Origin of the sequence: Microbacterium thalli, from assembly GCF_028737325.1 — a bacterium.
Classification (GTDB): domain Bacteria; phylum Actinomycetota; class Actinomycetes; order Actinomycetales; family Microbacteriaceae; genus Microbacterium; species Microbacterium thalli.
The window spans coordinates 1,110,523-1,132,967 of record NZ_JAQZCH010000002.1 but is presented as its reverse complement, the minus strand read 5'-3'; the positions used below and the strand labels follow the sequence as shown (position 1 = coordinate 1,132,967).

Below are 22,445 nucleotides of genomic sequence, written 5' to 3'. Positions count from 1 at the left end.
TCGGGGCCGGAGCGGACGGACCGCTCCGGCCCCGAGTCTGGGGTTCGAGCCTACGCGTCGGCGTCGTGCTGCTTGCGGACCATCTCCACGACCTCGTCGTACTTCGGCGAGTTCATGAAGTTGTCCACCGACACGTGAACCGCTGCGGGGTTCTGCGCCTTGGCGCGGTCGGTCAGCTGCTGCTGCGTGATGACCAGGTCGGCGGTGCCATCGAGGTTCGCGATCGCCTTGTTGACGACCGTGACGTCCTCGATGCCGGCCTTCTTGAACTTGTTGCGCAGGACGCTCGCGCCCATCGCCGACGAGCCCATGCCCGCGTCGCACGCGAACACGATCGACTGGATCGGCTTGGTCGCCGTCGTGGTGCCGGTGCCGGTCTCGGCGGCCGCGCCGGTGGCGGCGGCGGCGCCCGATGCGCGCAGACCCGAGAGGGCCTCCGAGCTCTTGCCCTTGTTGGCCTCGGTGCGTGCGATGGCGTCCTGGAAGTTGCCTTCACCAGCCTGCTCGCGAGCGAGGTCGCGCTTACGGCTGGCCAGCAGGATCGCCGCCGAGACGGCGAAGGTCACACCGGCCGAGATGATCACCGAGAGGATGACGCCGAGGTGGCTGCCCGGCGCGGTCTGGATGAGCACCGCGAAGATCGATCCCGGCGAGGCCGCCGCGACCAGGCCGGAGCCGAAGATGGCGTTGGTGGCCACACCACTGGCGCCACCGGCGATGAGCGCGACGATCAGGATGGGCTTCGCCAGCACGTACGGGAAGTACACCTCGTGGATGCCGCCGAAGAACTGGATGATGAACGCACCCGGTGCGGTGCCGCGCGCGATGCCCACGCCGAAGACGGAGATCGCGAGCAGGAGGCCGGCACCCGGGCCGGGGTTCGCCTCGACGAGGAAGAGCAGGCTCTTCCCGGTCTCGAGCGACTCCTGGGTTCCGAGCGGGGTGAACACGCCGTGGTTGATGGCGTTGTTGAGGAACAGCACCTTCGCGGGCTCGACGATGATGCTCGCCAGCGGGATCAGGCCGCGGTCGACGAGGAAGCCGACGGCGCCGCCGAGCACGTCGGTGACGAACTTCATCACCGGGGCGAGCCAGAAGAAGGCTGCCAGTGCCGCGAAGAACGCCACGAAGCCGGCGCTGAAGTTGTCGACGAGCATCTCGAAGCCGGCGCGGACCTTGCCCGCCCAGAGCTTCTCGATCCACTTCAGTGCCAGGGCGGTCAGGGGACCTGCGACCATGGCGCCGAGGAACATGATCGTCCCCGAGGCGCCCACGATGACGCCCATGGCCGCGACTGCGCCGACGACGCCGCCGCGGACGCCGAAGACCATGCGGCCACCGGTGTATGCGATCAGCGTGGGGAGCAGGTAGGTGATGATCGGACCGACGAGGCCGGTCCACTCGGTGCCGTCGGGGGTGATCCCGCCGCCGAGCATGCGGGAGTCGGCCCACTGCCAGGCCCCGATGGGGCCGTCCTGGCCGACCCACCCGGTGTCGATGAACAGGGCGGTGATCAGACCCCACGCGATGAAGGCCGCGATGTTGGGCATGACCATTCCCGAGAGGAAGGTTCCGAACCGCTGAACGCGGACCCGGACCCCACCTCCCGAGGTTGACGTTGACGTCGTTGTCATTTCTGGTTTCTCCTTCTGGTGCGGGTCAGATGCCGGCGGCCTGCTGGGCGGCCGCTCGTGCGGATGCCGCGTCGGTCGCGGTCAGAGCCGCTTCGGCGATGCGTCGGGCGTCGTCGAGGCTGTGGTTGAGCAGGGTGGCGCGGACGTCGGCGAGCGCGGTGGGCGCCATCGACAGGCTCGTGGCGCCGAGGCCCACGAGCACGACGGCCAGCAGCGGGTCGGCTGCGGCTTCGCCGCAGATGCCCACGGGCTTGCCGTTGGCCTGGCCCGCCTTGCCGGTCTCGTGGATGAGGCGCAGCACGGCCGGGTGCCAGGGGTCCTGGAACGACGACACCGAACCGAGCAGCCGGTCGGCGGCGAGGGTGTACTGGGTGAGGTCGTTGGTGCCGATCGAGGCGAAGTCGGCGATCTTGAGGACGTGGTCGGCCAGCAGCGCCGACGAGGGCACCTCGACCATCACACCGGCGGTCTTGACGCCGTACTCGCGGGCGATCGAGACGAAGTACTCGGTCTCCTCGACCGTCGACACCATCGGCGCCATGACCCACAGGTCGGCGTCGGTCGCGGCGTCGGCTTCGGCAAGGGCGGTCAGCTGCTCGCGCAGGATGTCCTCGCTGGCGCGCAGGGCGCGCAGGCCGCGGAGGCCGAGCGCGGGGTTCTCCTCGTGCGCGTCGTTGAGGAACGCGAGGGGCTTGTCGGCACCGGCATCCAGGGCGCGGACGACGACCTTCTGGCCGGGGAACGCCTGCAGCAGCTTCGTGTACGCCTCGCGCTGCTGCGCAACGGTGGGCGCCTGCGACGAGCTGAGGAAGAGGAACTCGGTGCGGAAGAGGCCGACGCCCTCGGCGCCGAGCTCGACGGCCTGCGCCGCGCCCTCGGGCTTGCCGAGGTTGGCCAGCAGCGGGATGGCGGTGCCGTCCGACAGCGCGCCGGGAGTGATGGGCGCGGATGCCGCCGACTTGCGCTCGTCGGCGCGGTTCTGCGCCTGCGCGAGCTCGTCGTCGCTGGGGTCGGTGGTGACGACACCCTTGGCGGCGTCGACGATGACGGTCTGTCCGTCGGCGAGCGCGGCGGCTTCGGTGACGCCGACGACGGCGACGATCGACTTCTCGCGGGCGAGGATCGCGGTGTGCGAGGTGGGGCCGCCCTCGGAGGTGACGAGCGCGAGGACCATGTCGAGGTCCAGCAGCGCGGTATCGGCGGGGGCGAGGTCCTTGGCCACCAGGACGAAGGGGTGGCCGGGCTCGGGCACGCCAGGGGCGGGGACGCCGCGCAGGTGGGCGATGACGCGCTGAGCGACATCGTCGAGGTCGGCGGCGCGCTCGCCGAGGTAGCCGCCCATGGCGGAGAGGGTGTCGCGGAACGAGGCGAAGGCGTCGTAGACGGCGAACTCGCCGGTCTTGCCGGCCTGCAGGCGCGAGGCGACCTCGGCTTCGAGGCTCGGGTCCTCGGCCATCATGGCCTGGGCCTCGAGGACGTCGCGGGCGGCTCCGCCGGCCTGCGCGCCACGCTGTTCGAGTTCCCGTGCCACGGCGGCGACGGCATCCTTGACGCGCGTCGTCTCCTCGTCGAGGGTCCGGGTGGATGCCTCGTCCTTCGGCGCCGGAAGCGGCTCCGCCATCCGCGCGATCGGTCCCTGTGCGACACCCAGGCCGATGCCCACTCCGCGAAGCTCACTCATTGCTCGATCTCCTTCGTCTCGTCCGTTTTCGTATCAGTAGTCGTTCGTCGTCACTCGTCGTGGTCGGTGGCGAGCAGATCGGCGAGTTCGTCCAGGACGTTCTCGGCGTTCTCGCCACCGGCGGTCAGGGTCACGTAGTCGCCGTACTCGACGCCGAGTGCGATGACCCCGAGGATGCTCGCCGCGTTGACGGGCGAGCCGGATCCCTTGGCGATCGTGACATCCGCGCCGGACTGCTTGACCGCCTGCGCGAACAGCTTGGCAGGTCGGGCGTGCAGCCCGTTGGACGATCCGATGCGGACGGTGCGCGATGCCTCGCTCATGAGGAGGTCCTCTCCGTTGAAGGGATGTCGGTGCTGGAACGGGGGTGAGGAGGAGCCGGCTCGGTGACCAGCGCGAGCGTCCGGGTGCCGTCGAGATCTCGGAAGATGTCGCTGGGCATCAGGATGACGCGCGTTCCGCGAGCAGCCGCGGCCTCGGTGATCCGGTCCAGCTTCGGGATGAGCTGGGGTCCGACGAGAACGACATCCGCCGCGTCGAGATCGATCGGCAGTGACTGCTCGGTTCCGGCGGTGGCGGTGATGTCGAGGCCGCTCGCCTGCGCCGCATGGCGAACCCGCTGTGCGACGAAGGTACTCGACGCACCAGCGCCGCATACGACCAGGATCCTCATCGACCCGCCTCCTCCTCCGACAATTCTTGTGAGAGACCTGGGAGGAGACAACCCATTCCTGCTTCCGCGGGGGCGGAAGACAGGCCCGGCCATGATGGAATGGGAGCGTGACCAGGAGCCGGCAGGATCGCGTACTCGCGATCCTCGTGCGCGACGGCGATTGGGTGACCGCTTCGGGGCTCGCCGACGCGATCGGGGTGACCCCGCGATCGATCCGCAGCTACGTCACGGCGCTCAACGCACGGGTGCCCGACGGTGTCGTCGTGGAGTCGGGGCCGCAGGGGTATCGCGCCGGCCCTGACAGCGGTTCGGCGGTGCACGTCGGCGACGGCGGCACGCCCCGCGAGCGGCTGCACCGGCTCGTGCGCTCGCTGCTCGATGCGCCCGACGGTATCGACGTGTTCGAGACCGCGGATGCCTTCTTCGTGAGCCCCGCGACGATCGACGCCGACCTCGGACGCGTGCGCGGCCTGCTGGGCGGCACCGAGCTCAGCCTTGAGCGCACCGCGTCGCGGGCTCGCCTGCGAGGTACGGAGACGGCGCAGCGGCGGCTGCTCAGCCGCCTCGCCCACGAGGAGACCGACGACGGCTCGTTCGACCTCGACAGTCTGCGCCGCACCCTCGGCGAGAGATCGGTCGGCGCGGTGGCCTTCGGGCCGTTCAAGGACGACCTCGTCGCCGAGCTGACCGAGCTCGGCTACTTCGTCAACGAGTTCGGCATCGGCGACGTCGTCATGCACATCGCGATCGCGGCCGACCGGATCACGCGGGGTCGCGCGCTCGACGTCGCCGAGGCCGACGATGCCGCGTTCCGGGCCGAGGTCGGCGACATCCTCGACCGCCTCACCCGTCGTCACCTGGGCGTCGTGCTCGGCTCGGGCGACCGTCAGCACCTCGCCGCGCTCGTGCTCACCCGGGTCGTCGCACCCGGCGCGACCGAGCCCGCCGCCCTCATCCGCGAGCGGATCGATTCCGATGTCGCGACCGCGGTGCGCGACGTCGTCCGCCGCGCGGCCGCGGAGTTCCTCGTCGACATCGACCAGGAGGACTTCGTGCTGCGCCTGTCGCTGCACGTGCAGAACCTGCGACACCGCGCACGCGAGCAGGCGTGGTCGCGCAACCCCCTGACTCGTTCGCTCAAGACGACCTACCCGATGATCTTCGAGGTGGCGGTGTACATCGCCGACGCGTTGCGCGGACTGCTCGGCATCCCGTTGCTCGACGACGAGATCGCCTACATCGCCATGCACGTCGGCGGGCGCCTCGAGCGCAGCCGGCTCTCGGCGCAGGCGCTGACGGCGACGATCGTGTGCCCCGGGTACTACGAGCTCCACGAGCTGCTGCGCTCGAGCGTCGACCGCTCGCTCGGGCAGGCCCTCGACGTCGTCGGCGTCGAGACCCGGGTCGACCCCGACTGGGCCTCGATCGACACCGACCTGATCCTCTCCACGATCGCGCCGCCGGTGATGAGCGATCGCATCGTGCACATCCAGCCGTTCCTCACCGACGCCGACATCGACCGCGTACAGGCGGCGGCCGGCCGGGTGCGCCGGGCGCGGCGCCTCGCACGCCTGCGGGCCGAGCTCGAGCGCTACTTCGACCCCGCGGCATTCGTGCGCGGTCTCGACGGCGCCGGCGGCGAGGACGCGGTCATCCGGCAGCTCGGCTCGCTCCTCGTCGACGGCGGCATCATCGACGACGACTACATCGAGCGCACCATCGAGCGCGAGAAGCTCTCGTCGACGGCGTTCACCGACGCCCTCGCGGTGCCGCACGCGATCGGCATGACCGCGACCCGCACCGCGATCTCGCTCGGGATCGCCGACCCCTCGATCGCGTGGGGCGACGGCCGCGTGCAGGTCGTCGCGATGGTCGCGTTCTCGGAGTCCGATCGCGCGGCGTTCCAGACCGTGTTCGAGCAGCTGGTCGAGGTCTTCAGCGAGCGCGAGAGCGTGCAGCGGCTCGTCCGCCGCGGCACGAGCTTCGGGGCGTTCCTGGACGAGCTCGCCGCCGTCGTCGACGGCTGACGCGAGCCGGCCCGGGTCAGCCGGCGAGGCGCGCGTCGAGCCCCAGCTTCACCGCGGGCCACTCGTGCGGGAGGATCGAATAGACGACGGTGTCGCGCAGCGTCCCGTTCGGCCCGATCCGGTGGTTGCGCAGGACGCCGTCCTGCTTCGCCCCGAGTCGCTCGATAGCCGCGCGCGACTGCCGGTTGTGCCACGACGTGCGGAACTCCACGGCGATGGCGTCGCAGGCCTCGAAGGCGTGCCCGAGCAGCAGACGCTTGGCCGCCGTGTTGACCGCTGTCCGCTGGACGGTGGGCGAGAGCCACGTGTGACCGATCTCGACGCGGCGATGGGACTGATCGATGTTGCAGAACGTCGTCATCCCGACGGCGACACCGTCGCGCACGACCGCGAACGGGTTCATGTGCCCCTCGTCGCGCCAGGCGAGTCGCTGCGCGATGTCGTCGGGCACGGACGCGGGGGCCGACGTGTACCAGGCGTACTCCAGCCCGACGGTGGCCCGAGCGAGGTCGTCGGCGTGCTCGGCCGCGAGCGGCACCAGGCGCACGTGGTCGTCGGCCAGCTCGATCGGGTCGGTCAGCAGCATCCCCGCAGCCTAGCGGCGCCCGACGGCCGAGCCGGGCGCCGTCCGGCTCAGCCGATCGCGGCGAGTAGCTCGCGGACGCCCGCCTCGAGGGCAGCGAGACGGGATGCCGCATCAGCCGGTGACGCCCCGCGGACGTCGAGGTACAGCTTGAGCTTGGGCTCGGTGCCGCTCGGGCGGACGAGGATGCGGGCGTCGCCGGCGACCTGCAGGCGCAGGATGTCGCCGACCGGCGGGCCGTCGACGGGAGCTGCGAGGTCTTCGAACGACACGACGTCGGCCTCGCCGATCCGCACCGGGGGAGCGGCGCGCAACGCGGTCATCACGCGCCCGATGACGGCGAGGTCGTCCACGCGCACCGACACCTGGCCGCTCGCGAAGCTGCCGAACTCCGCGTCGAAGTCCGCGAGGAGGTCGCCGAGGGTACGGCCCTGCTCGCGAGCCTCGGCTGCCAGCCCGAGGATCGCGACGGCGGCGGAGATCCCGTCCTTGTCCTTCACGGTCTCGGGGTTCACGAGGTAGCCGAGCGCCTCTTCGAACCCGAACACGAGGTTCGGCGCGCGCGAGATCCACTTGAAGCCGGTGAGTGTGGCGTGGAAGGCGAGGCCGTATCGCTCGGCGACGACCTGCAGCGCCGGCGACGACACGAGCGAGCACGCGAGGGACGACTCCGCGGCCACGCCCTGTTCCGCCGCGCGGCGGGCGGCGCGCCAGCCGAGCAGCAGGCCGATCTGGTTGCCGGTGAGGCGGCGCCAGCCGCCGTCGGCAGCAACATCCGGGATCGCCACGGCCAGCCGGTCGGCGTCGGGGTCGTTCGCGAGGATGAACTCGGCGTCGTGGGCCCGTGCCGTCTCGAAGGCCAGGTCCATCGCGCCCGGCTCTTCCGGGTTGGGGAACGCCACGGTCGGGAACCGGCCGTCGGGCTCGGCCTGCGCGGCCACCGGCACGGGGTGGGGATAGCCCGCCGTGTCGAGGATGCGCAGCAGCGTCTCGGTGCCCACGCCGTGCATCGCGGTGTAGACCCAGCGCATGCCGTTCGCTCCCCCGGGGGCGGGGGCCACCGTCGCCGTCGCCGAGACATACGCCTCGACGACCGCGTCGTCGGCGGTCTCGTACGCCTCGGAGCGGGGGAGCGCGGCGATGTCGCCGACGTCGGCGACGCGCTGGATGTGGGCGGCGATCTCGCCGTCGGCGGGGGGAACGATCTGCGAGCCGTCGTCGGCGCCGCCGAGGTACACCTTGTACCCGTTGTCGTCGGGCGGGTTGTGGCTTGCGGTGACCATCACACCGGCGTCGGCGCCGAGGTGGCGCACGGCGAAGGCGAGCACGGGGGTCGGCAGCAGCCGCGGCAGCAGGATGGCGCGCAGGCCCGCTCCCGCGAAGACCTCGGCGGAGTCGCGCGCGAAGCGCTCGGAACCGCGTCGACCGTCGTAGCCGATGACGACGACGGGAGGGGCGTCGGGGCCGGCCTTCTCGAGCAGGTAGCCGGCCAGGCCTGCAGCGGCCTGGGTCACGAGGACGCGGTTCATGCGGTTGCTGCCGGCGCCGAGGCGCCCGCGCAGACCCGCGGTGCCGAAGGCCAGGCGCGTGGCGAAGCGATCGACGAGGTCGGCCTCGGCCGCCGGGTCGCCCGACTCGGCCGCCGCGATGACCGCGCTCAGCTCGTCGCGGGTGTCGGGGTCGGGGTCCTGCGCGAGCCAGGTCCGCGCGGCCTCGAACGGCACGACCGGCGCCGGAGCCTGTGCCGAGATCTCCGGCCCGCGGTCACCGTCGGGAGCCGACCCGGTCGGCTGTCCCACGTCGCCGCTCACAGCGCCTCGATCACGCGGGCGAGCAGGGCCGAGATGACGGGCTCAGCGTCGCGGCCGGCCTCGATGACCTCCGCGTGGCTGAGGGGCGTCTCCTGGATGCCGGCGGCGAGGTTCGTGATGAGCGAGAAACCGAGGATCTCCATGCCTGCCTCGCGGGCCGCGATGGCCTCGAGCGCCGTCGACATCCCGACGATGTCGCCACCCAGGGCGCGCGCCATGCGCACCTCGGCGGGCGTCTCGTAGTGCGGGCCGCGGAACTGCGTGTACACGCCCTCGTCGAGGCTCGGGTCGATCGACCGCGCGATGTCGCGCAGCCGCGACGAGTACAGGTCGGTGAGGTCGATGAACGTCGCGCCCTCGAGCGGCGAGTCGGCCGTCAGATTCAGGTGGTCGCTGATCAGGACCGGCTGACCGGGGTGCCAGGTCGGCTTGACGCCGCCCGCGCCGTTGGTCAGCACCATGATCTTCGCGCCGGTCGCGGCGGCGGTGCGAACGCTGTGGACGACCCGCCGCACGCCGTGGCCTTCGTAGTAGTGCGTGCGGGCGCCGATCACGAGGATGCGCTTGCCCTCGGGGGTGAGGATGCTGCGCAGGGTGCCCACGTGTCCCTCGAGCGCCGGCTTGCTGAAGCCGGTGACGTCGGTGGCGGGGATCGTGGCCGTCGTCTCGCCGATGAGCTCGGCGGCGCGACCCCAGCCGCTGCCGAGGGTGAGGGCGATGTCGTGGCGCTCGACGCCGCTGATGCGGGCGATGTCGGCCGCGGCCTGCTGGGCGACCTCGAAGGGGTCGGCAGCGGGGTCGTCGAGCGGGTGCGCGGAGGTGTCGGACATTCCTCCACTCTAGGACGCGGCGAGCCCGCCGCCACAGGCGTGCGCGCGGCCCGCGGACCTGAGCAAGAATGGAGATCATGTCGCCTCTCAGCTTCGAGCGCACCCAAAGCGTCGCCGTCCTCGGCGGCGGTCCCGGCGGATACGAGGCGGCCCTGGCCGCCGCGCAACAGGGCGCCGAGGTGACGCTCGTCGAACGAGCCGGCGTCGGCGGTTCGGCCGTCATCACCGACGTCGTCCCCTCGAAGTCGCTCATCGCCACGGCCGACGCGGCGGTGGCCATCAGCGAGGCGTCCGACCTCGGCGTGCAGCTGTTCGCGCGCTCCGACTCGGGCACGCCGCTCAAGCCCGAGGTCGCAATCAACCTCGCCGCCGTCAACCGTCGGCTGCTCGCGCTCGCGCGGCAGCAGTCCGACGACATGCGGGCCCAGCTGATCGAGGCGGGCGTGCGCATCATCTCCGGTCACGGTCGCCTCGACGGCCCCCACGCGATCATCGCGGCCACCGGCCCCGGCGGCACGGACTTCGACCGCGTCGAGGCCGACACCCTCGTGGTCTCGGTCGGTGCGTCGCCGCGCGAGCTGCCGAGCGCCAAGCCCGACGGCCAGCGCATCCTCACGTGGACCCAGCTGTACGACATGAAGTCGCTGCCCGAGCACCTCATCGTCGTGGGCTCGGGTGTCACGGGGGCCGAGTTCGCCTCGGCGTACATGAACCTCGGCGCCAAGGTCACGCTCATCTCGAGCCGCGACCAGGTGCTGCCGGGTGAGGACGCCGACGCAGCGGCCGTCATCGAGAAGGTGTTCAAGCGCGGCGGGATGACGGTGCTGTCGAAGTGCCGCGCCGAGAAGGTCGAGCGCACCGACGACGGCGTCGTGGCGACCCTGTCGGACGGACGCACGGTCGAGGGCAGCCACTGCCTGCTGGCGGTGGGATCGATCCCGAACACCGCGGACATCGGTCTCGAGGAGGCCGGCATCCAGCTGACCGAGTCGGGGCACATCCAGGTGAACCGCGTGGCCCGCACCTCGGTGCCGAACATCTACGCGGCGGGCGACTGCACCACCTTCGTCCCCCTCGCCTCGGTCGCCGCGATGCAGGGGCGCCAAGCCGTCTTCCACGCGCTGGGCGACACCGTCATCCCGCTCGAGCGGCGTCGCATCACCGCGAACATCTTCACCGCGCCCGAGATCGCGACCGTCGGCCAGCAGCAGAAGGACATCGAGTCCGGGCTGGTCAACGGATACGTCCACAAACTGCCGCTCGCCGCGAACCCGCGCGCCAAGATGATGGGCGTCAAGGACGGCTTCGTGAAGATCATCGCGCGCGAGGGCTCGGGCACCGTCATCGGCGGCGTCATCGTCGCCCCGCGTGCGTCGGAGCTCATCTACCCCATCGCGATCGCCGTCGAGCGCCGCCTGACCGTTGACCAGGTCTCGCGTGTGTTCGCCGTGTACCCCTCGCTGACCGGCAGCATCACGGATGCCGCTCGCGCGATGCACCTCGTCCAGCGCGACGAGGACCCGCTGGCCTGAGCCGCGCCCCGCGGCATCCGCTCGGCTGAGCCGTGATGCGGTGCCGCGGAGCGGGCCTGGAGGGCGCTGTCGTCAGGAGATCGTCAGCAGGGCGTGGCCCGCGCCGACGGTCGTGCCGGGGGCTGCGTCGATCGCTCCGACGACGCCGTCCTTGTGCGCCTGGATCGGCTGCTCCATCTTCATCGCCTCGAGCACGACCACGAGGTCGCCCTTGACGACCTGCTGGCCCGCCTCGACGGCGACCTTGACGACCGTGGCCTGCATGGGCGACTTCACCGCGTCGCCGGATGCCGCGGCGCTCGCCGTCGCCGCGTGCGAACGACGCGACGGCGGCACCTGGGCCGGGCGCCCCACGGCCACCGGGGCCGAGGCGACGCGGTCGGGCAGGCTGACTTCGAGGCGCTTGCCCGAGACCTCGACGACGACCGTGTGGCGGCCGGCGGGCTCGGCGGGGGCTTCGAGCTCGCCGTCCCAGGCGGGGATGTCGTTGACGAACTCGGTCTCGATCCAGCGGGTGTAGACGCCGAAGGTTCCATCCGCAGCGGTGAAGGCGGGCTCGCGCACGACCTTGCGGTGGAAGGGGAGCACGGTGGGCATGCCCGCGACCTCGAACTCGTCGAGGGCGCGACGCGAGCGCTCGAGGGCCTCTTCGCGCGTGCGACCCGTCACGATGATCTTCCCGAGCATCGAGTCGAAGGCGCCCGAGACCGAGTCGCCGGCGGTGACGCCGGAGTCCAACCGGATGCCGGGGCCGCCGAAGGTCTTGAAGACGTGGATGTTGCCGGGCTGCGGCAGGAAGTTGCGGCCCGGGTCCTCGCCGTTGATGCGGAACTCGATCGAGTGACCGACCGGGGTCGGGTCGTCGTAGTCGAGGACGCCTCCTTCGGCGAGACGGAACTGCTCGCGGACCAGGTCGATCCCGGTGACCTCCTCGGAGACGGGGTGCTCGACCTGCAGGCGCGTGTTGACCTCGAGGAACGAGATCGTGCCGTCGGCGCCGATGAGGAACTCGCACGTGCCCGCGCCGACGTACCCGACCTCGCGCAGGATCGCCTTCGACGCCGAGTAGAGGATGTCGTTCTGCTCGGGGGTCAGGAAGGGGGCGGGTGCCTCTTCGACGAGCTTCTGGTGGCGTCGCTGCAGCGAGCAGTCACGGGTCGAGACGATGACGACGTTGCCCTCGGCATCGGCGAGGCACTGCGTCTCGACGTGGCGCGGCTTGTCGAGGTACTTCTCGACGAAGCACTCGCCGCGCCCGAAGGCCGCGATGGCCTCACGGGTGGCGGACTCGAACAGCTCGGCGACCTCGTCGAGCTCGCGCGCGACCTTGAGGCCCCGGCCGCCGCCGCCGTAGGCGGCCTTGATGGCGATCGGCAGGCCGTACTCCTGCGCGAAGGCGATGACCTCGTCGGCGCCCTGGACCGGGCCGGGGGTTCCCGGGGCGAGGGGTGCGCCGACCTTCTCGGCGACGTGCCGCGCGGTCACCTTGTCGCCCAGCGCCTCGATCGCCGCGGGGGAGGGGCCGATCCAGGTCAGCCCCGCCGCGATGACCGCGCGGGCGAAGTCGGCGTTCTCGGCGAGGAAGCCGTAGCCGGGGTGCACGGCGTCGGCACCGGAGCGCCGGGCGACCGAGAGGATCTTCTCGATCGACAGGTACGTGTCGGCGCTCGTGGCGCCGTCGAGGGCGTACGCCTCGTCGGCGAGGCGGGTGTGCAGCGCGTCGCGGTCCTGGTCGGCGTAGACGGCGACGGACGCCTTCCCGCTGTCACGGGCGGCGCGCACGATACGGACGGCGATCTCGCCGCGGTTCGCGATCAGGACCTTGGCGATCTCAGGCATGACTGCCAGCCTAGCGAGCCGAGGGCCGCCGCTTTTGGATCTCCCGCACAAACTGAGCAGCGGAACGTCGGTGAAAGGCTACGAAACGAGCTCGCGGTTCCAGAGATCGGTCCACTCCACGCCGAGTTCGCGCACGAGCCGGCGCAGGGTCGACAGCGACATCCCGACCACCGTCGAGGGGTCGCCCTCGACGCGCGTGATGAACGCCCCGCCGAGGCTGTCGACCGTGAACGCCCCGGCGACGTGCAGCGGTTCGCCCGACGCGACGTACGCCGCGATCTCGGCCGCCGTCACGTCGTCGGCGAACGTGACGGCCGCCTGGGCGACTGCGTGCGCTTCGCGCGCGTCCTGTCCGGGAGCGACGCGGTACACCGAATGGCCCGAGTGCAGGATGCCGGTGCCGCCGCGCATGTCTTCCCAGCGGGCGGTTGCGACGGCGGGCTCGAGCGGCTTGCCGAGCACCTCGCCGCCGAAGGCGAACATCGAGTCGCCGCCGATCACGATGCCGTCGAAGTCCGGCTCGAGCTGCGCGAGGGTCGCGACGACGTCGGCGGCCTTGCGGCGGGCCAGCAGCAGGACGTGCTCGTCGGGAGGCAGCATCCGTCCCTCGGTCGCCTCGACGGCGGCGACGACGGCCTCTTCGTCGACCTGCGGCGAACGGGTCACGGGTTCGATGCCGGCCTGTCGCAGCAGCATGAGGCGGGCGGGGGAGGTCGAGGCGAGGCACACGCGCATGCCGCTCACGCTACCGGGGCACCGCCGTCGCGCGTCCCGGCGTATGGGACCATCGAAGGATGCAGCCCGGCGACACCATCGACCTCGACGTCACCGACGTCGCCCACGGCGGCGTGTTCGTCGCGCGCCACGAAGGACGCGTCGTGTTCGTCCCCGACGCCATCCCGGGCGAGCGGGTGCGGGCGCGCCTGACCGACACGTCGAAGTCCTCGTTCTGGCGGGCCGAGGCCCTCGAGGTCCTCGACGCCTCGCCGCACCGCCGGCCCCACGTCTGGGCGCCCGCCGACATCGGCACGCCCCCCGAGCGTCGCCCGGGCGGCGCCGACCTCGGTCACATCGAGCTCGGGCACCAGCGCGAGCTGAAGTCGCGTGTCATCACCGACGCGCTGCACCGCTTCGGCGGCCTCGACACGACGGTCTCGGTCGAGCCGGCCGGAGCCGACGAGACGGCCGACGGCACGGGATGGCGCACGCGCGTGAGCCTGCACGTCGATGACGACGGGCGCGTGGGCCCGTTCGCCGCCCGCTCGCACCGGGTCGTCGAGGTCGACCACCACCCCCTCGCGACGCCCGCGATCGCCGAGGCCATCGCCCGCGGCCGCTCCGCGGCGCCGGGGCGGCTCGACCTCGTCCAGCCCGCCGACGGCCGCGTGCGCGTCCTGCCCCGCGCCGAGACGGCGCGCCGGAACGCTCGGGGTCGCGGACGGCCGCGCACCGCGCCCGATCCCGCGCTGCGCGAGGTCATCGTCGAACGGGTGGGCGACCGGGAGTTCCGCGTCGACGCCGGCGGGTTCTGGCAGGTGCACCGCCTGGCGGCGGCAGCGCTGACGGATGCCGTGCACCGCGGGCTGCGCGATGCGGGACGGGCCGAGCTCGATCCCGAGGCGTGGCATCTTGACCTCTACGGCGGCGTCGGCCTCCTCGCCGCGTCGCTCGGCGAGCTCGGCGGACCGGCCACGCGCGTCACGAGCGTCGAGTCCGACGAGCGGGCGACCGACCACGCGGGCGAGAACCTCGCCGAGTGGGTCGGGGCGCGTGCCGAGACCGGCCGTGTCGATCGGTGGCTGACCCACCTCGAGCAGTCGGCGTCACCGGCCGAGCGCGCGCGGCTGCGCTCCGGCGTCACCGTCCTCGACCCGCCCCGCTCGGGTGCCGGGCGCGAGGTCGTCGATGCGCTCCTGCGTCTGCAGCCCGCAACCCTCGTCTACGTCGCCTGCGACCCGGTTGCGCTCGCCCGGGACGTTGCGCAGCTGCGCTCGGGCGGGTACGAGCCGCTGTCGCTGCGCGGCATCGACCTGTTCCCGAACTCGCACCACATCGAGACCGTCGCGGTACTGACCGCCCCGGGTGCCCTGTCCTAGGCTGAGCCCATGACGCGGGTGGCTCTCATCGACGATCACGAGTCCGTGCGGCTCGGGCTCGCCGCGGCCTGCGCGCGTTCGGGTGTCGGCGAGGTCGTCTTCGCGGGCAGCACCGTGGCGGAGTACCTGCGGTGGCGCGGCGATTCCGGCGAGCCGCCGGCGGATGTCGTCGTGCTCGACCTCATGCTGGGCGACGGAGCGACGGTGTCCGAGAACGTCTCTCGCCTGGTCTGGAACGGCTCGCAGGTCATCATCCACAGCGTCGCCGACCGGCCCGCCGCCGTCCGCGAGGCGCTGGCGGCGGGAGCACTCGGTGTCATCAGCAAGTCGGCGCGGACGGATGACGTCGTCGCCGCGATCGCGACGGTCGCGCGGGGCGAGCATCTCGACAACGTCGAGTGGGCGAGTGCCGTCGACGGCGATCGCGCGTTCGCCGACGCGCAGCTCTCGGCGCGCGAGCGCGATGTGCTCCGGCTCTACGCGGCCGGGCTCCCGCTGAAGTCGGTCGCGGAGCAGCTGGGCATCGCCTACTCGACCGCCAAAGAGAACATCACGCGTGTCCGCGTGAAGTACGTCGAGGTGGGGCGGCCCGCGCCGACGAAGGTCGACCTGCTTCGCCGCGCGATGGAGGACGGCCTCGTCTCAGAGACGTCCGATGCCCGCTGAACCCGCGGGGCCCGCCGTCACCCGACCGCGCGGGCCCGCCGAGTTCCGCGAGGCCCTCGCGCAGACGCAACGCTTCACGCAGTCGCGCATCGACCGCATCCTCGGTCTCGTCGTCGGATCGGGCAGCGCCATCATCGGTGTGCAGTCGCTCGTCGGCGCGCTCAGCGCCCCCGTGGGCGATCCTTTCTGGAACACCGTGCTGCTGGTCGTGGTCCTCGGGTCTCTCCTGATGATGTGCGTGGCGCTGCTCACCTCGCGCGGCGTGCGCGCCTTCTCGGGGCTCGTCGCGGGCGTCTTCCCGGTCGCCATCGTGCTGTGGCCCCTCGCCGCGGGGGACACCACGACGCTGGATCAGCAGCCGTGGCTGTGGTTCCTCATCAACATCGGCACCGTCGCGGCCGTGTTCTGCTTCCCGCTGCCGCTGCAGATCGTGTGGGCGTTCCTGCTGCCCGTGCTCTACGGCGTCGTGCGCCTCGTGCTCCTCGGCCTGCACCGGGCGACCCTCGTGGACGTCGCACTCGACACGGTGTTCGCGATCATCCTCGCGAGCGTCCTCATCGTCGTCGGCTGGATCCTCCGCTCGCTCGCGGCGAGCATCGACGCGGGTCGCGAGAGCGCGGTCCGCTCATTCGCCCAGGCGGCATCGGCCGAAGCCGTCGAGAAGGAGCGCGTCGCCGTCGCAGCGCTCATGCACGACAGCGTCCTGGCCGCCCTCATCGCCGCGGAGCGCGCCGAGACCGATCGCGAGCGGGCGCTCGCGGTATCGATGGCCCGCGACGCGCTCACCCGCCTGGCGAACGTCGATCAGGAGGCGGGCGAAGGACCCGATACGCCCATCCCGGCCGAGGTGATCGCCGCGGATCTCGCCGCGACGACGGAGCGCCTGCATCCCGCGGCGCAGTACACCAGCCGTATCGATCCGGGTGCCGGCGCGGTGCCGGGTCGGGTTGCCCGGGCCCTGCAGCTGGCGGCGGCGCAGGCGGTGACCAACGCGGTCGAGCACGCGGGCGGAGCCGACGTGCGGGTGTCGTTCCGCGCGGGCCTCCGGGGTGTCGAGATCCGGGTCCAGGACGACGGCCCCGGCTTCGAGGCCGATCGTGTCGCCGAGGACCGGCTCGGCATCCGCGCCTCGATCGTGGCCCGGGTCGCGGCGGTCGCCGGCACGGCGACGGTGACGTCGGGACCGACCGGCACGACCGTGGCCATCGTGTGGGAGGAAGCGTCGTGAACCGCTCGGTCCGGTGGGTCCTCTCCGCGCTCGGCGTCGCCTTCACCGCCTACCTCGCCGTCGGCGGAATGTTCTGGACGCGGCCGGTCGATGCGCCGGTGGTCCTCGTGCTCACCCTCGTCGTCTACCTCGCCGTCGCCGGTCTCTGCATCTTCTGGCCCACGCGGCCGATGGCCGCCACGCCCGCCCGCCCCGCGGCCGGCGGAACGGCGACAGCCATGAGCGCCGTGACGGCCGGGCTGAGCCGCCCGGCACCGCTGCCGCTGTGGATCGCCCTGCTCGCACTCGCCGTCACGGCCGTCATCCCCTCGGCGACGTGGTGGGCCGCCGGCGAGGAGGGGCGGCTGCAGACGTTCGCGACCTGGAGCCTGGGCGGTCTCGGCGCGCTGCTGGCGATCCTGGTCGTGCGCCGCCGTTCGCTCATCGCCTGGACCGGGGTGGCGGTGATGTTCCTCGGGTCGGTGCTCTGGATCGGCATCGGACCGACGCTGTCGCTCGGAGCCGTGGGGTCGGCGATCTGGGTCGGCGGGGCGCAGATCATCGTGCTGCTGATCGACCGCGCCGCCGTCGAGACGGCCGAGCTGACGAAGCTGCAGCGGGATGCGTCGGAGTGGCTCGCGACGCAGGAGGGGCGCCGCCGCGAGCGTCGCGTGCGGGTGCAGCGAGCGCTGGCGGTGGCCGGTCCTGTTCTCTCGCGCACGATCGCTGCCGGGGGAGCGCTCGACGACGACGAACGCCTGCAGGCCCGTCTGGCCGAGGGACGGCTGCGCGATGAGCTGCGCGGTCCCCGGCTGCTCGACGACGCGGTCCGTCGCGTGCTCGAGGATGTGCGCCGCACGGGTTCGCACGTCACCTTCCTCGACGAGGGCGGCCTCGATGGACTGGACGAGCGCGAGCTCGCCGCCATTCGCGCCGAGCTGGCCGGCATCCTGGACGGAGCGCGATCGGAACGTCTCTACATCCGCACGTCGACGCATCCCGACACCGCCGTGACGGTGGTCGGGCGGTCGCGCCACGGCGACGCGGACGAAGAGACCGTCGACCTGTGGCGCGAGATCGCCCGGCCGAGGAAGTAGCGGACCGAGCCGCTCGCTGGGGGCGAGGGGCGGCGAAGCCGCCCGCCCCTCGCCATGCGAGTGGTTACCCGAAAACCGACCCGCAGCAGTCGCCGGCGTTGAAGCTCGGGCGACCGAACGCAGAAGCGTTCCAGCGGTCCTAGTCTGCTCGACGTGTGTCGCGGCTGTCTGTAGGTATTTCGGGGGACACCGTTACCCGGTGAATCGGCCCCACCCGTAGCCGCGGCGCAGGGGCGTGCGCAGCGCCCGCGCCGATCGGCGCCAGGCCGACTCGGCCGGAGCGTCGTCCGCGATCGCCTCGGCCGCCTCCTGCGCGTACGACTCGCTGACCACGGCGACCACCGCCGCGAGCTCCTCGGGGGTGGGATCGCCCCGGCGCACGTCGATGCGCACGGGCTCGCTGTCGTCGCTGCTCACAGCGGGATGTTCCCGTGCTTCTTGGCCGGCAGCTCCGCCCGCTTCCCGCGTAGCGCTCGCAGCGACTTGGCGATGTAGACGCGCGTCTGGGCGGGCTCGATGATGCCGTCGAGCTCGCCGCGCTCGGCCGCGAGGAACGGTGAGGCGACGTTGTAGGTGTACTCGGACGCGAGGCGCGAGCGCACCGCGGCGACATCCTCACCCGCCTCTTCCGCGCGCTTGATCTCGCCGCGGTAGAGGATGTTGACCGCTCCTTGACCGCCCATGACGGCGATCTCGGCGGTGGGCCACGCGAGGTTGACGTCGGCGCCCAGCTGCTTCGAGCCCATCACGATGTAGGCGCCGCCGTAGGCCTTGCGCAGGATGACGGTGACGAGCGGCACGGTGGCCTCGGCGTAGGCGTACAGCAGCTTCGCGCCGCGGCGGATGACGCCGGTCCACTCCTGATCGGTTCCCGGAAGGTACCCGGGGACATCGACGAGCGTGACGATAGGCACCGAGAACGCGTCGCAGAACCGCACGAACCGGCTCGCCTTCTCGCCCGCGTCGATGTTCAGCGTGCCGGCCATCTGCGACGGCTGGTTGGCGATGATGCCGACCGTGCGGCCTTCGACGCGGCCGAATCCGATCACGATGTTCGGGGCGAACAGCGGCTGGACCTCGAGGAACTCGCCCTCGTCGACGATGCCGGCGATCACCTGGTGGATGTCGTACGGCTGGTTGGGCGAGTCGGGGATGATCGTGTTGAGCGTGCGATCGCCGTCCGTCGTCTCCCACTCGAAACCGGTCTCGTACACGGGCGCGTCCGACATGTTGTTGTCGGGCAGGAAACCCAGCAGCGAGCGGGCGTAGTCGATCGCATCGTCCTCGTCCTCGGCGAGGTAGTGGGCGACACCCGAACGCGTGTTGTGGGTGTGCGCGCCGCCGAGCTCCTCCATGCCGACATCCTCGCCGGTCACGGTCTTGATGACGTCGGGACCGGTGACGAACATCTGGCTGGTCTTGTCGACCATGATGACGAAGTCGGTGAGAGCGGGGGAGTAGACCGCGCCGCCCGCGGCGGGACCCATGATGAGCGAGATCTGGGGGATGACGCCGGACGCGGCCGTGTTCAGGCGGAAGATCTCGCCGTACTTGCCGAGCGCGACCACGCCCTCCTGGATGCGGGCGCCGCCCGAGTCCAGGATGCCGATGACGGGCATGCCGCCGCGCAGGGCGAGCTCCATGACCTTGATGATCTTGTCGCCCGCCGACTCCCCGAGCGAGCCGCCGAAGGTCGTGAAGTCCTGGGAGTACACCGCCACGGTGCGGCCGTGGATCGTGCCGACGCCCGCGACGACCGAGTCGCCGTAGGGGCGCGAGCGGTCCATGCCGAACGCCGTCGTGCGATGACGCACATACTCGTCGAGCTCGACGAACGACCCCGGGTCGACGAGCATCTCGATGCGTTCGCGGGCGGTCAGCTTGCCCTTCTTGTGCTGCTTCTCGCGCGCGACGGTCTCGGCGTCGACGACGGCCGTCTGGTAGCGGGCGCGCAGGTCGGCGATCTTGCCGGCGGTCGTGGACAGGTCGGGCTGGTCGGTCACGCGTTCCACCCTATCCAGCACGGTGGCGCAGCCGTTGGAGCCCGGCCACAACGAGGAGCGGGATCGTCTGTCGGATTCCGTTGATGCAAGCCCTCGCCCATGACGGATGCCGCGCCGTAGAGTGCCGGCATGACGATCCCCGAGAGCGGCTACCCGCGCGCCGCAGCCGTGACGCCCCGCCTGCACGTCGTCGAGCAGAGCGACTCGACCAACGCTCAGCTGCGACGCGACGTCGAAGCCGACCCGCAGGGGCATCCGCACCTGTCGGTGCTCCTCACTCGGGACCAGCGGGCCGGTCGTGGTCGGCTCGACCGCAGCTGGACGACCCCGCCGGGCACCGCGCTCGCCGTCTCGGTGCTGCTGCAGGTCGCGGCGGTGCCGGTGGCGGCGCGGGGCTGGATCCCGCTGATCGCCGGGGTCGCCATGAGCGAGGCCGTCGCCGCACAGCTGCCGAAGTCGGACGTCGGGTTGAAGTGGCCGAACGATGTGCTCGTCGACGGCCGGAAGATCAGCGGCATCCTGGCGGAGGTCCTGCCGGGCGAGGCGGGGGACGTCGTCCTGGGCGCCGGGGTCAACACGACGATGGCGGAGGTCGACCTGCCGGTCTCGACCGCGACGTCCTTCGCCGCGATCGGCACCGACGTCGACGAGGACCGGCTGCTCGCGGACTTCCTCACCGGCCTGCGCGACGGCATCGCCGAGCTCGCGGTCGAGGGGGCCGCGCCCCGACTGCGCGAACGCGTGTCGGCCGCCTGTCGCACGCTGGGAGAGCGGGTCACCGTGTCGCTGCCCGGCGGAGAGCTTCTCGCCGGCACCGCCCGACGCCTCGACGAGGACGGACGGCTCGTGGTCGACACGGGCGCGAACGAGGTCGCGGTCGGCGCCGGCGACGTCGTGCACGTCCGGCGCGTCGACTGAGCTCGACGCGCGCGAGAACTCTCGCGGGCGTGCCGTCGCCGGGTTGCGCCGGCGGCGGGTGAAGATGGAGTCGTGAGTCAGCCCGCGGCATCCTTCGGCCGCCCCGTCGCGCCCGCGCCGGGGGCAGCCGCTCCCGAGCTGCGCATCGCCCGCGTGCGCCCGCAGGCGAGGGGCATGGTGTGGCCGGCGGTCTTGCTGATCGCGCTGGCCGGTGCCGTGGGGTACTTCTCGGGCAACCTCCCCGAGCCGTTCACCGACCTGATGCTGTGGTCGGCGGCGGGGATCGTCGTGCTGCTGCTCGTGGTGCTGCCCTACCTGCGGTGGCTCGCGCACGCGTACACGATCACGACGCGCCGGGTCATCGAGACCTCGGGGCTGCTGGTGCGGCGCCGCGGCGAGCTCAGCCACATCCGCGGCTACGTCATCAGCGAGACGCGTGGACCCCTGCAGCGCATGGGGCGCAGCGGCACGCTGACGCTCTCGAACGGGGTCGACCCCTCGTTGCGCCTGCGCAACATCCCGAACGTCTCGCTCGTGCACGAGGTGCTCGCCGACCAGGTCGAGGTCAGTCAGATCCTCGCTCACCGCGACTCGCACAGCATGCCGACGATCCCGCCCGAGTCCTGAACCGGCGCGTGAATCGCTCGCGCATGCGCGCGGCGGCGCGCGTGCGCGAAGATGGAAGGCGAAACCCGGAGGAGGCGCCATGTCGTTGCGAGTCGGAATCGTCGGCGGAGGGCAGCTCGCCCGCATGATGATCGCCCCCGCGGTCGAGCTGGGCCTCGACGTGCGGGTGCTGGCTGAGGAGCCCGGCATGGCGGCGGGGCTCGCCGCCACCGCCACGGGCGACTACCGCGACCTCGAGACCGTGCGCGCCTTCGCCCGTGACGTCGACGTCATCACCTTCGACCACGAGCACGTGCCGCAGGACGTCCTGCGTGCCCTCGTCGCGGACGGGATCGCCGTTCACCCCGGCCCGGACGCCCTCTTCTATGCGCAGGACAAGCTGCGGATGCGCGCCAAGCTCGCCGAGCTCGGCATGCCCCAGCCCGAGTGGGCCGCGATCTCGGATGCCACCGGGCTGCAGGCCTTCCTCGACGCCAACGGCGGCCGGGCCGTGGTGAAGACCCCGCGGGGCGGTTACGACGGCAAGGGCGTGCGGGTCGTGTCGACGGCCGCCGACGCCGTCGATTGGATCGACGCGCTCGAGCCGGGCGGCCAGCTGCTCGTCGAGGAGCTCGTCGACTTCACCCGCGAGCTCGCGCAGCAGGTCGCCCGTCGCCCGTCGGGGTCGTGGCGCGCCTACCCGGTCGTCGAGACCGTGCAGCGCGGTGGCGTCTGCGCCGAGGTCATCGCGCCGGCGCCGCGGGCCGGCCAGCGACTGACGGATGTCGCCGAGGGCATCGGCGTCGCGATCGCCGAGGGTCTGGGGGTGACGGGCATGCTCGCCGTCGAGCTGTTCGAGACCGCCGACGAGCGCCTGCTGGTGAACGAGCTGGCGATGCGCCCGCACAACAGCGGCCACTGGAGCCAGGACGGCGCGGTGACCGGACAGTTCGAGCAGCACCTGCGCGCTGTGCTCGACCTGCCGCTCGGCGACACCGAGCCGCGGGCGCCGTGGTCGGTCATGATCAACATCCTCGGGGGGCCGGTCTCCGACAGTCTCGAGTCGCGCATCCCCGGCGCCCTCACGGGGCACCCCGGCGCGAAGGTGCACACCTACGGCAAGGCGCCGCGGCCCGGCCGCAAGGTCGGTCACGTGAACCTCACGGGGTCGGATCTGGATGCCGTCGTCTCGGACGCACGCGGAGTGGCCGCCCACTTCGACGACTGAGGCTGTCGGCCCCG

General features: G+C 71.9%; 20 protein-coding genes. 9 read left to right on the top strand and 11 right to left on the bottom strand.

The genetic code is table 11. From position 1 onward, the window contains the following. Positions 1-50 precede the first annotated feature (50 nt). The 4 genes from PUW82_RS13495 to PUW82_RS13480 are packed head-to-tail and all read right to left on the bottom strand — an operon-like array spanning position 51 to position 3,988. The gene (locus PUW82_RS13495) at positions 51-1,634 is read right to left on the bottom strand and encodes a PTS mannitol transporter subunit IIBC (RefSeq protein ID WP_274222789.1); all 1,584 of its coding nucleotides are present in this window, start codon (positions 1,632-1,634) and stop codon (positions 51-53) included. Between the two features lie 25 nt (positions 1,635-1,659). Further along, complete coding sequence (gene ptsP / locus PUW82_RS13490) at positions 1,660-3,315, bottom strand: phosphoenolpyruvate--protein phosphotransferase (protein ID WP_274222788.1); 1,656 nt, start codon at positions 3,313-3,315, stop codon at positions 1,660-1,662. 50 nt (positions 3,316-3,365) lie between these two features. Further along, the gene (locus PUW82_RS13485; RefSeq protein ID WP_274222787.1) at positions 3,366-3,638 is read right to left on the bottom strand and encodes an HPr family phosphocarrier protein; all 273 of its coding nucleotides are present in this window, start codon (positions 3,636-3,638) and stop codon (positions 3,366-3,368) included. Further along, positions 3,635-3,988, bottom strand: coding sequence for a PTS sugar transporter subunit IIB (locus tag PUW82_RS13480; protein ID WP_274222786.1), 354 nt, complete (start codon positions 3,986-3,988; stop codon positions 3,635-3,637). Before PUW82_RS13480 ends, PUW82_RS13485 begins: the two co-directional genes overlap by 4 nt. Positions 3,989-4,095: 107 nt before the next feature. Here PUW82_RS13480 and PUW82_RS13475 point away from each other — a divergent pair, with 107 nt between their 5' ends. Then, entirely contained in the window at positions 4,096-6,015 is a 1,920-nt protein-coding gene (locus tag PUW82_RS13475) for a BglG family transcription antiterminator (RefSeq protein ID WP_274222785.1), read from the top strand. 16 nt (positions 6,016-6,031) lie between these two features. Here PUW82_RS13475 and PUW82_RS13470 read toward each other — a convergent pair whose 3' ends face one another. The 3 genes from PUW82_RS13470 to PUW82_RS13460 form a co-directional block, all read right to left on the bottom strand. Then, on the bottom strand, positions 6,032-6,601 hold the full coding sequence (locus tag PUW82_RS13470; RefSeq protein ID WP_274222784.1) for a GNAT family N-acetyltransferase: 570 nt from the start codon (positions 6,599-6,601) through the stop codon (positions 6,032-6,034). 47 nt (positions 6,602-6,648) lie between these two features. After that, entirely contained in the window at positions 6,649-8,322 is a 1,674-nt protein-coding gene (locus tag PUW82_RS13465; RefSeq protein WP_274222970.1) for a phospho-sugar mutase, read from the bottom strand. 83 nt (positions 8,323-8,405) lie between these two features. Further along, on the bottom strand, positions 8,406-9,239 hold the full coding sequence (locus PUW82_RS13460; protein WP_274222783.1) for a purine-nucleoside phosphorylase: 834 nt from the start codon (positions 9,237-9,239) through the stop codon (positions 8,406-8,408). Positions 9,240-9,307: 68 nt separating this feature from the next. Between PUW82_RS13460 and PUW82_RS13455 the strand changes: the two genes are divergently transcribed. Continuing rightward, entirely contained in the window at positions 9,308-10,771 is a 1,464-nt protein-coding gene (locus PUW82_RS13455) for an NAD(P)H-quinone dehydrogenase (protein ID WP_274222782.1), read from the top strand. A gap of 72 nt (positions 10,772-10,843) precedes the next feature. Here the strand turns inward: PUW82_RS13455 and PUW82_RS13450 are convergent, their stop codons facing one another. Both PUW82_RS13450 and PUW82_RS13445 read right to left on the bottom strand, forming a co-directional pair. Further along, positions 10,844-12,610, bottom strand: coding sequence for an acetyl/propionyl/methylcrotonyl-CoA carboxylase subunit alpha (locus PUW82_RS13450; protein WP_274222781.1), 1,767 nt, complete (start codon positions 12,608-12,610; stop codon positions 10,844-10,846). A 78-nt stretch (positions 12,611-12,688) separates the two neighbouring features. Next, a complete protein-coding gene (locus PUW82_RS13445; protein WP_274222780.1) occupies positions 12,689-13,345 on the bottom strand; it encodes a Maf family protein in 657 nt (218 codons plus the stop codon). A 59-nt stretch (positions 13,346-13,404) separates the two neighbouring features. Here PUW82_RS13445 and PUW82_RS13440 point away from each other — a divergent pair, with 59 nt between their 5' ends. The 4 genes from PUW82_RS13440 to PUW82_RS13425 are packed head-to-tail and all read left to right on the top strand — an operon-like array spanning position 13,405 to position 17,676. Beyond that, the gene (locus PUW82_RS13440) at positions 13,405-14,706 is read left to right on the top strand and encodes a class I SAM-dependent RNA methyltransferase (protein WP_274222779.1); all 1,302 of its coding nucleotides are present in this window, start codon (positions 13,405-13,407) and stop codon (positions 14,704-14,706) included. A 9-nt stretch (positions 14,707-14,715) separates the two neighbouring features. Next, complete coding sequence (locus PUW82_RS13435; RefSeq protein WP_274222778.1) at positions 14,716-15,372, top strand: response regulator transcription factor; 657 nt, start codon at positions 14,716-14,718, stop codon at positions 15,370-15,372. Continuing rightward, positions 15,362-16,600: a sensor histidine kinase gene (locus PUW82_RS13430; protein WP_274222777.1), complete on the top strand. Its 1,239-nt coding sequence runs from the start codon at positions 15,362-15,364 to the stop codon at positions 16,598-16,600. Before PUW82_RS13435 ends, PUW82_RS13430 begins: the two co-directional genes overlap by 11 nt. Beyond that, positions 16,597-17,676, top strand: a complete 1,080-nt coding sequence (locus PUW82_RS13425; RefSeq protein ID WP_274222776.1) for a DUF8320 family protein — start codon at positions 16,597-16,599, stop codon at positions 17,674-17,676. Before PUW82_RS13430 ends, PUW82_RS13425 begins: the two co-directional genes overlap by 4 nt. 192 nt (positions 17,677-17,868) lie before the next feature. Here PUW82_RS13425 and PUW82_RS13420 read toward each other — a convergent pair whose 3' ends face one another. Together PUW82_RS13420 and PUW82_RS13415 are read right to left on the bottom strand one after the other, a co-directional pair. Further along, entirely contained in the window at positions 17,869-18,093 is a 225-nt protein-coding gene (locus PUW82_RS13420; protein ID WP_274222775.1) for an acyl-CoA carboxylase subunit epsilon, read from the bottom strand. After that, on the bottom strand, positions 18,090-19,679 hold the full coding sequence (locus PUW82_RS13415; protein ID WP_274222774.1) for an acyl-CoA carboxylase subunit beta: 1,590 nt from the start codon (positions 19,677-19,679) through the stop codon (positions 18,090-18,092). The genes PUW82_RS13420 and PUW82_RS13415 overlap by 4 nt, the downstream gene beginning before the upstream one ends. Positions 19,680-19,808: 129 nt before the next feature. On the opposite strand from PUW82_RS13415, the gene PUW82_RS13410 reads away from it, so the two are divergent. The 3 genes from PUW82_RS13410 (at position 19,809) to PUW82_RS13400 (ending at position 22,431) form a co-directional block, all read left to right on the top strand. Then, complete coding sequence (locus PUW82_RS13410) at positions 19,809-20,597, top strand: biotin--[acetyl-CoA-carboxylase] ligase (RefSeq protein ID WP_274222773.1); 789 nt, start codon at positions 19,809-19,811, stop codon at positions 20,595-20,597. Between the two features lie 72 nt (positions 20,598-20,669). Then, positions 20,670-21,224, top strand: coding sequence for a PH domain-containing protein (locus PUW82_RS13405; RefSeq protein ID WP_274222772.1), 555 nt, complete (start codon positions 20,670-20,672; stop codon positions 21,222-21,224). Positions 21,225-21,303: 79 nt separating this feature from the next. Further along, complete coding sequence (locus PUW82_RS13400) at positions 21,304-22,431, top strand: 5-(carboxyamino)imidazole ribonucleotide synthase (RefSeq protein WP_274222771.1); 1,128 nt, start codon at positions 21,304-21,306, stop codon at positions 22,429-22,431. The last annotated feature ends 14 nt before the right edge of the window (positions 22,432-22,445 follow it).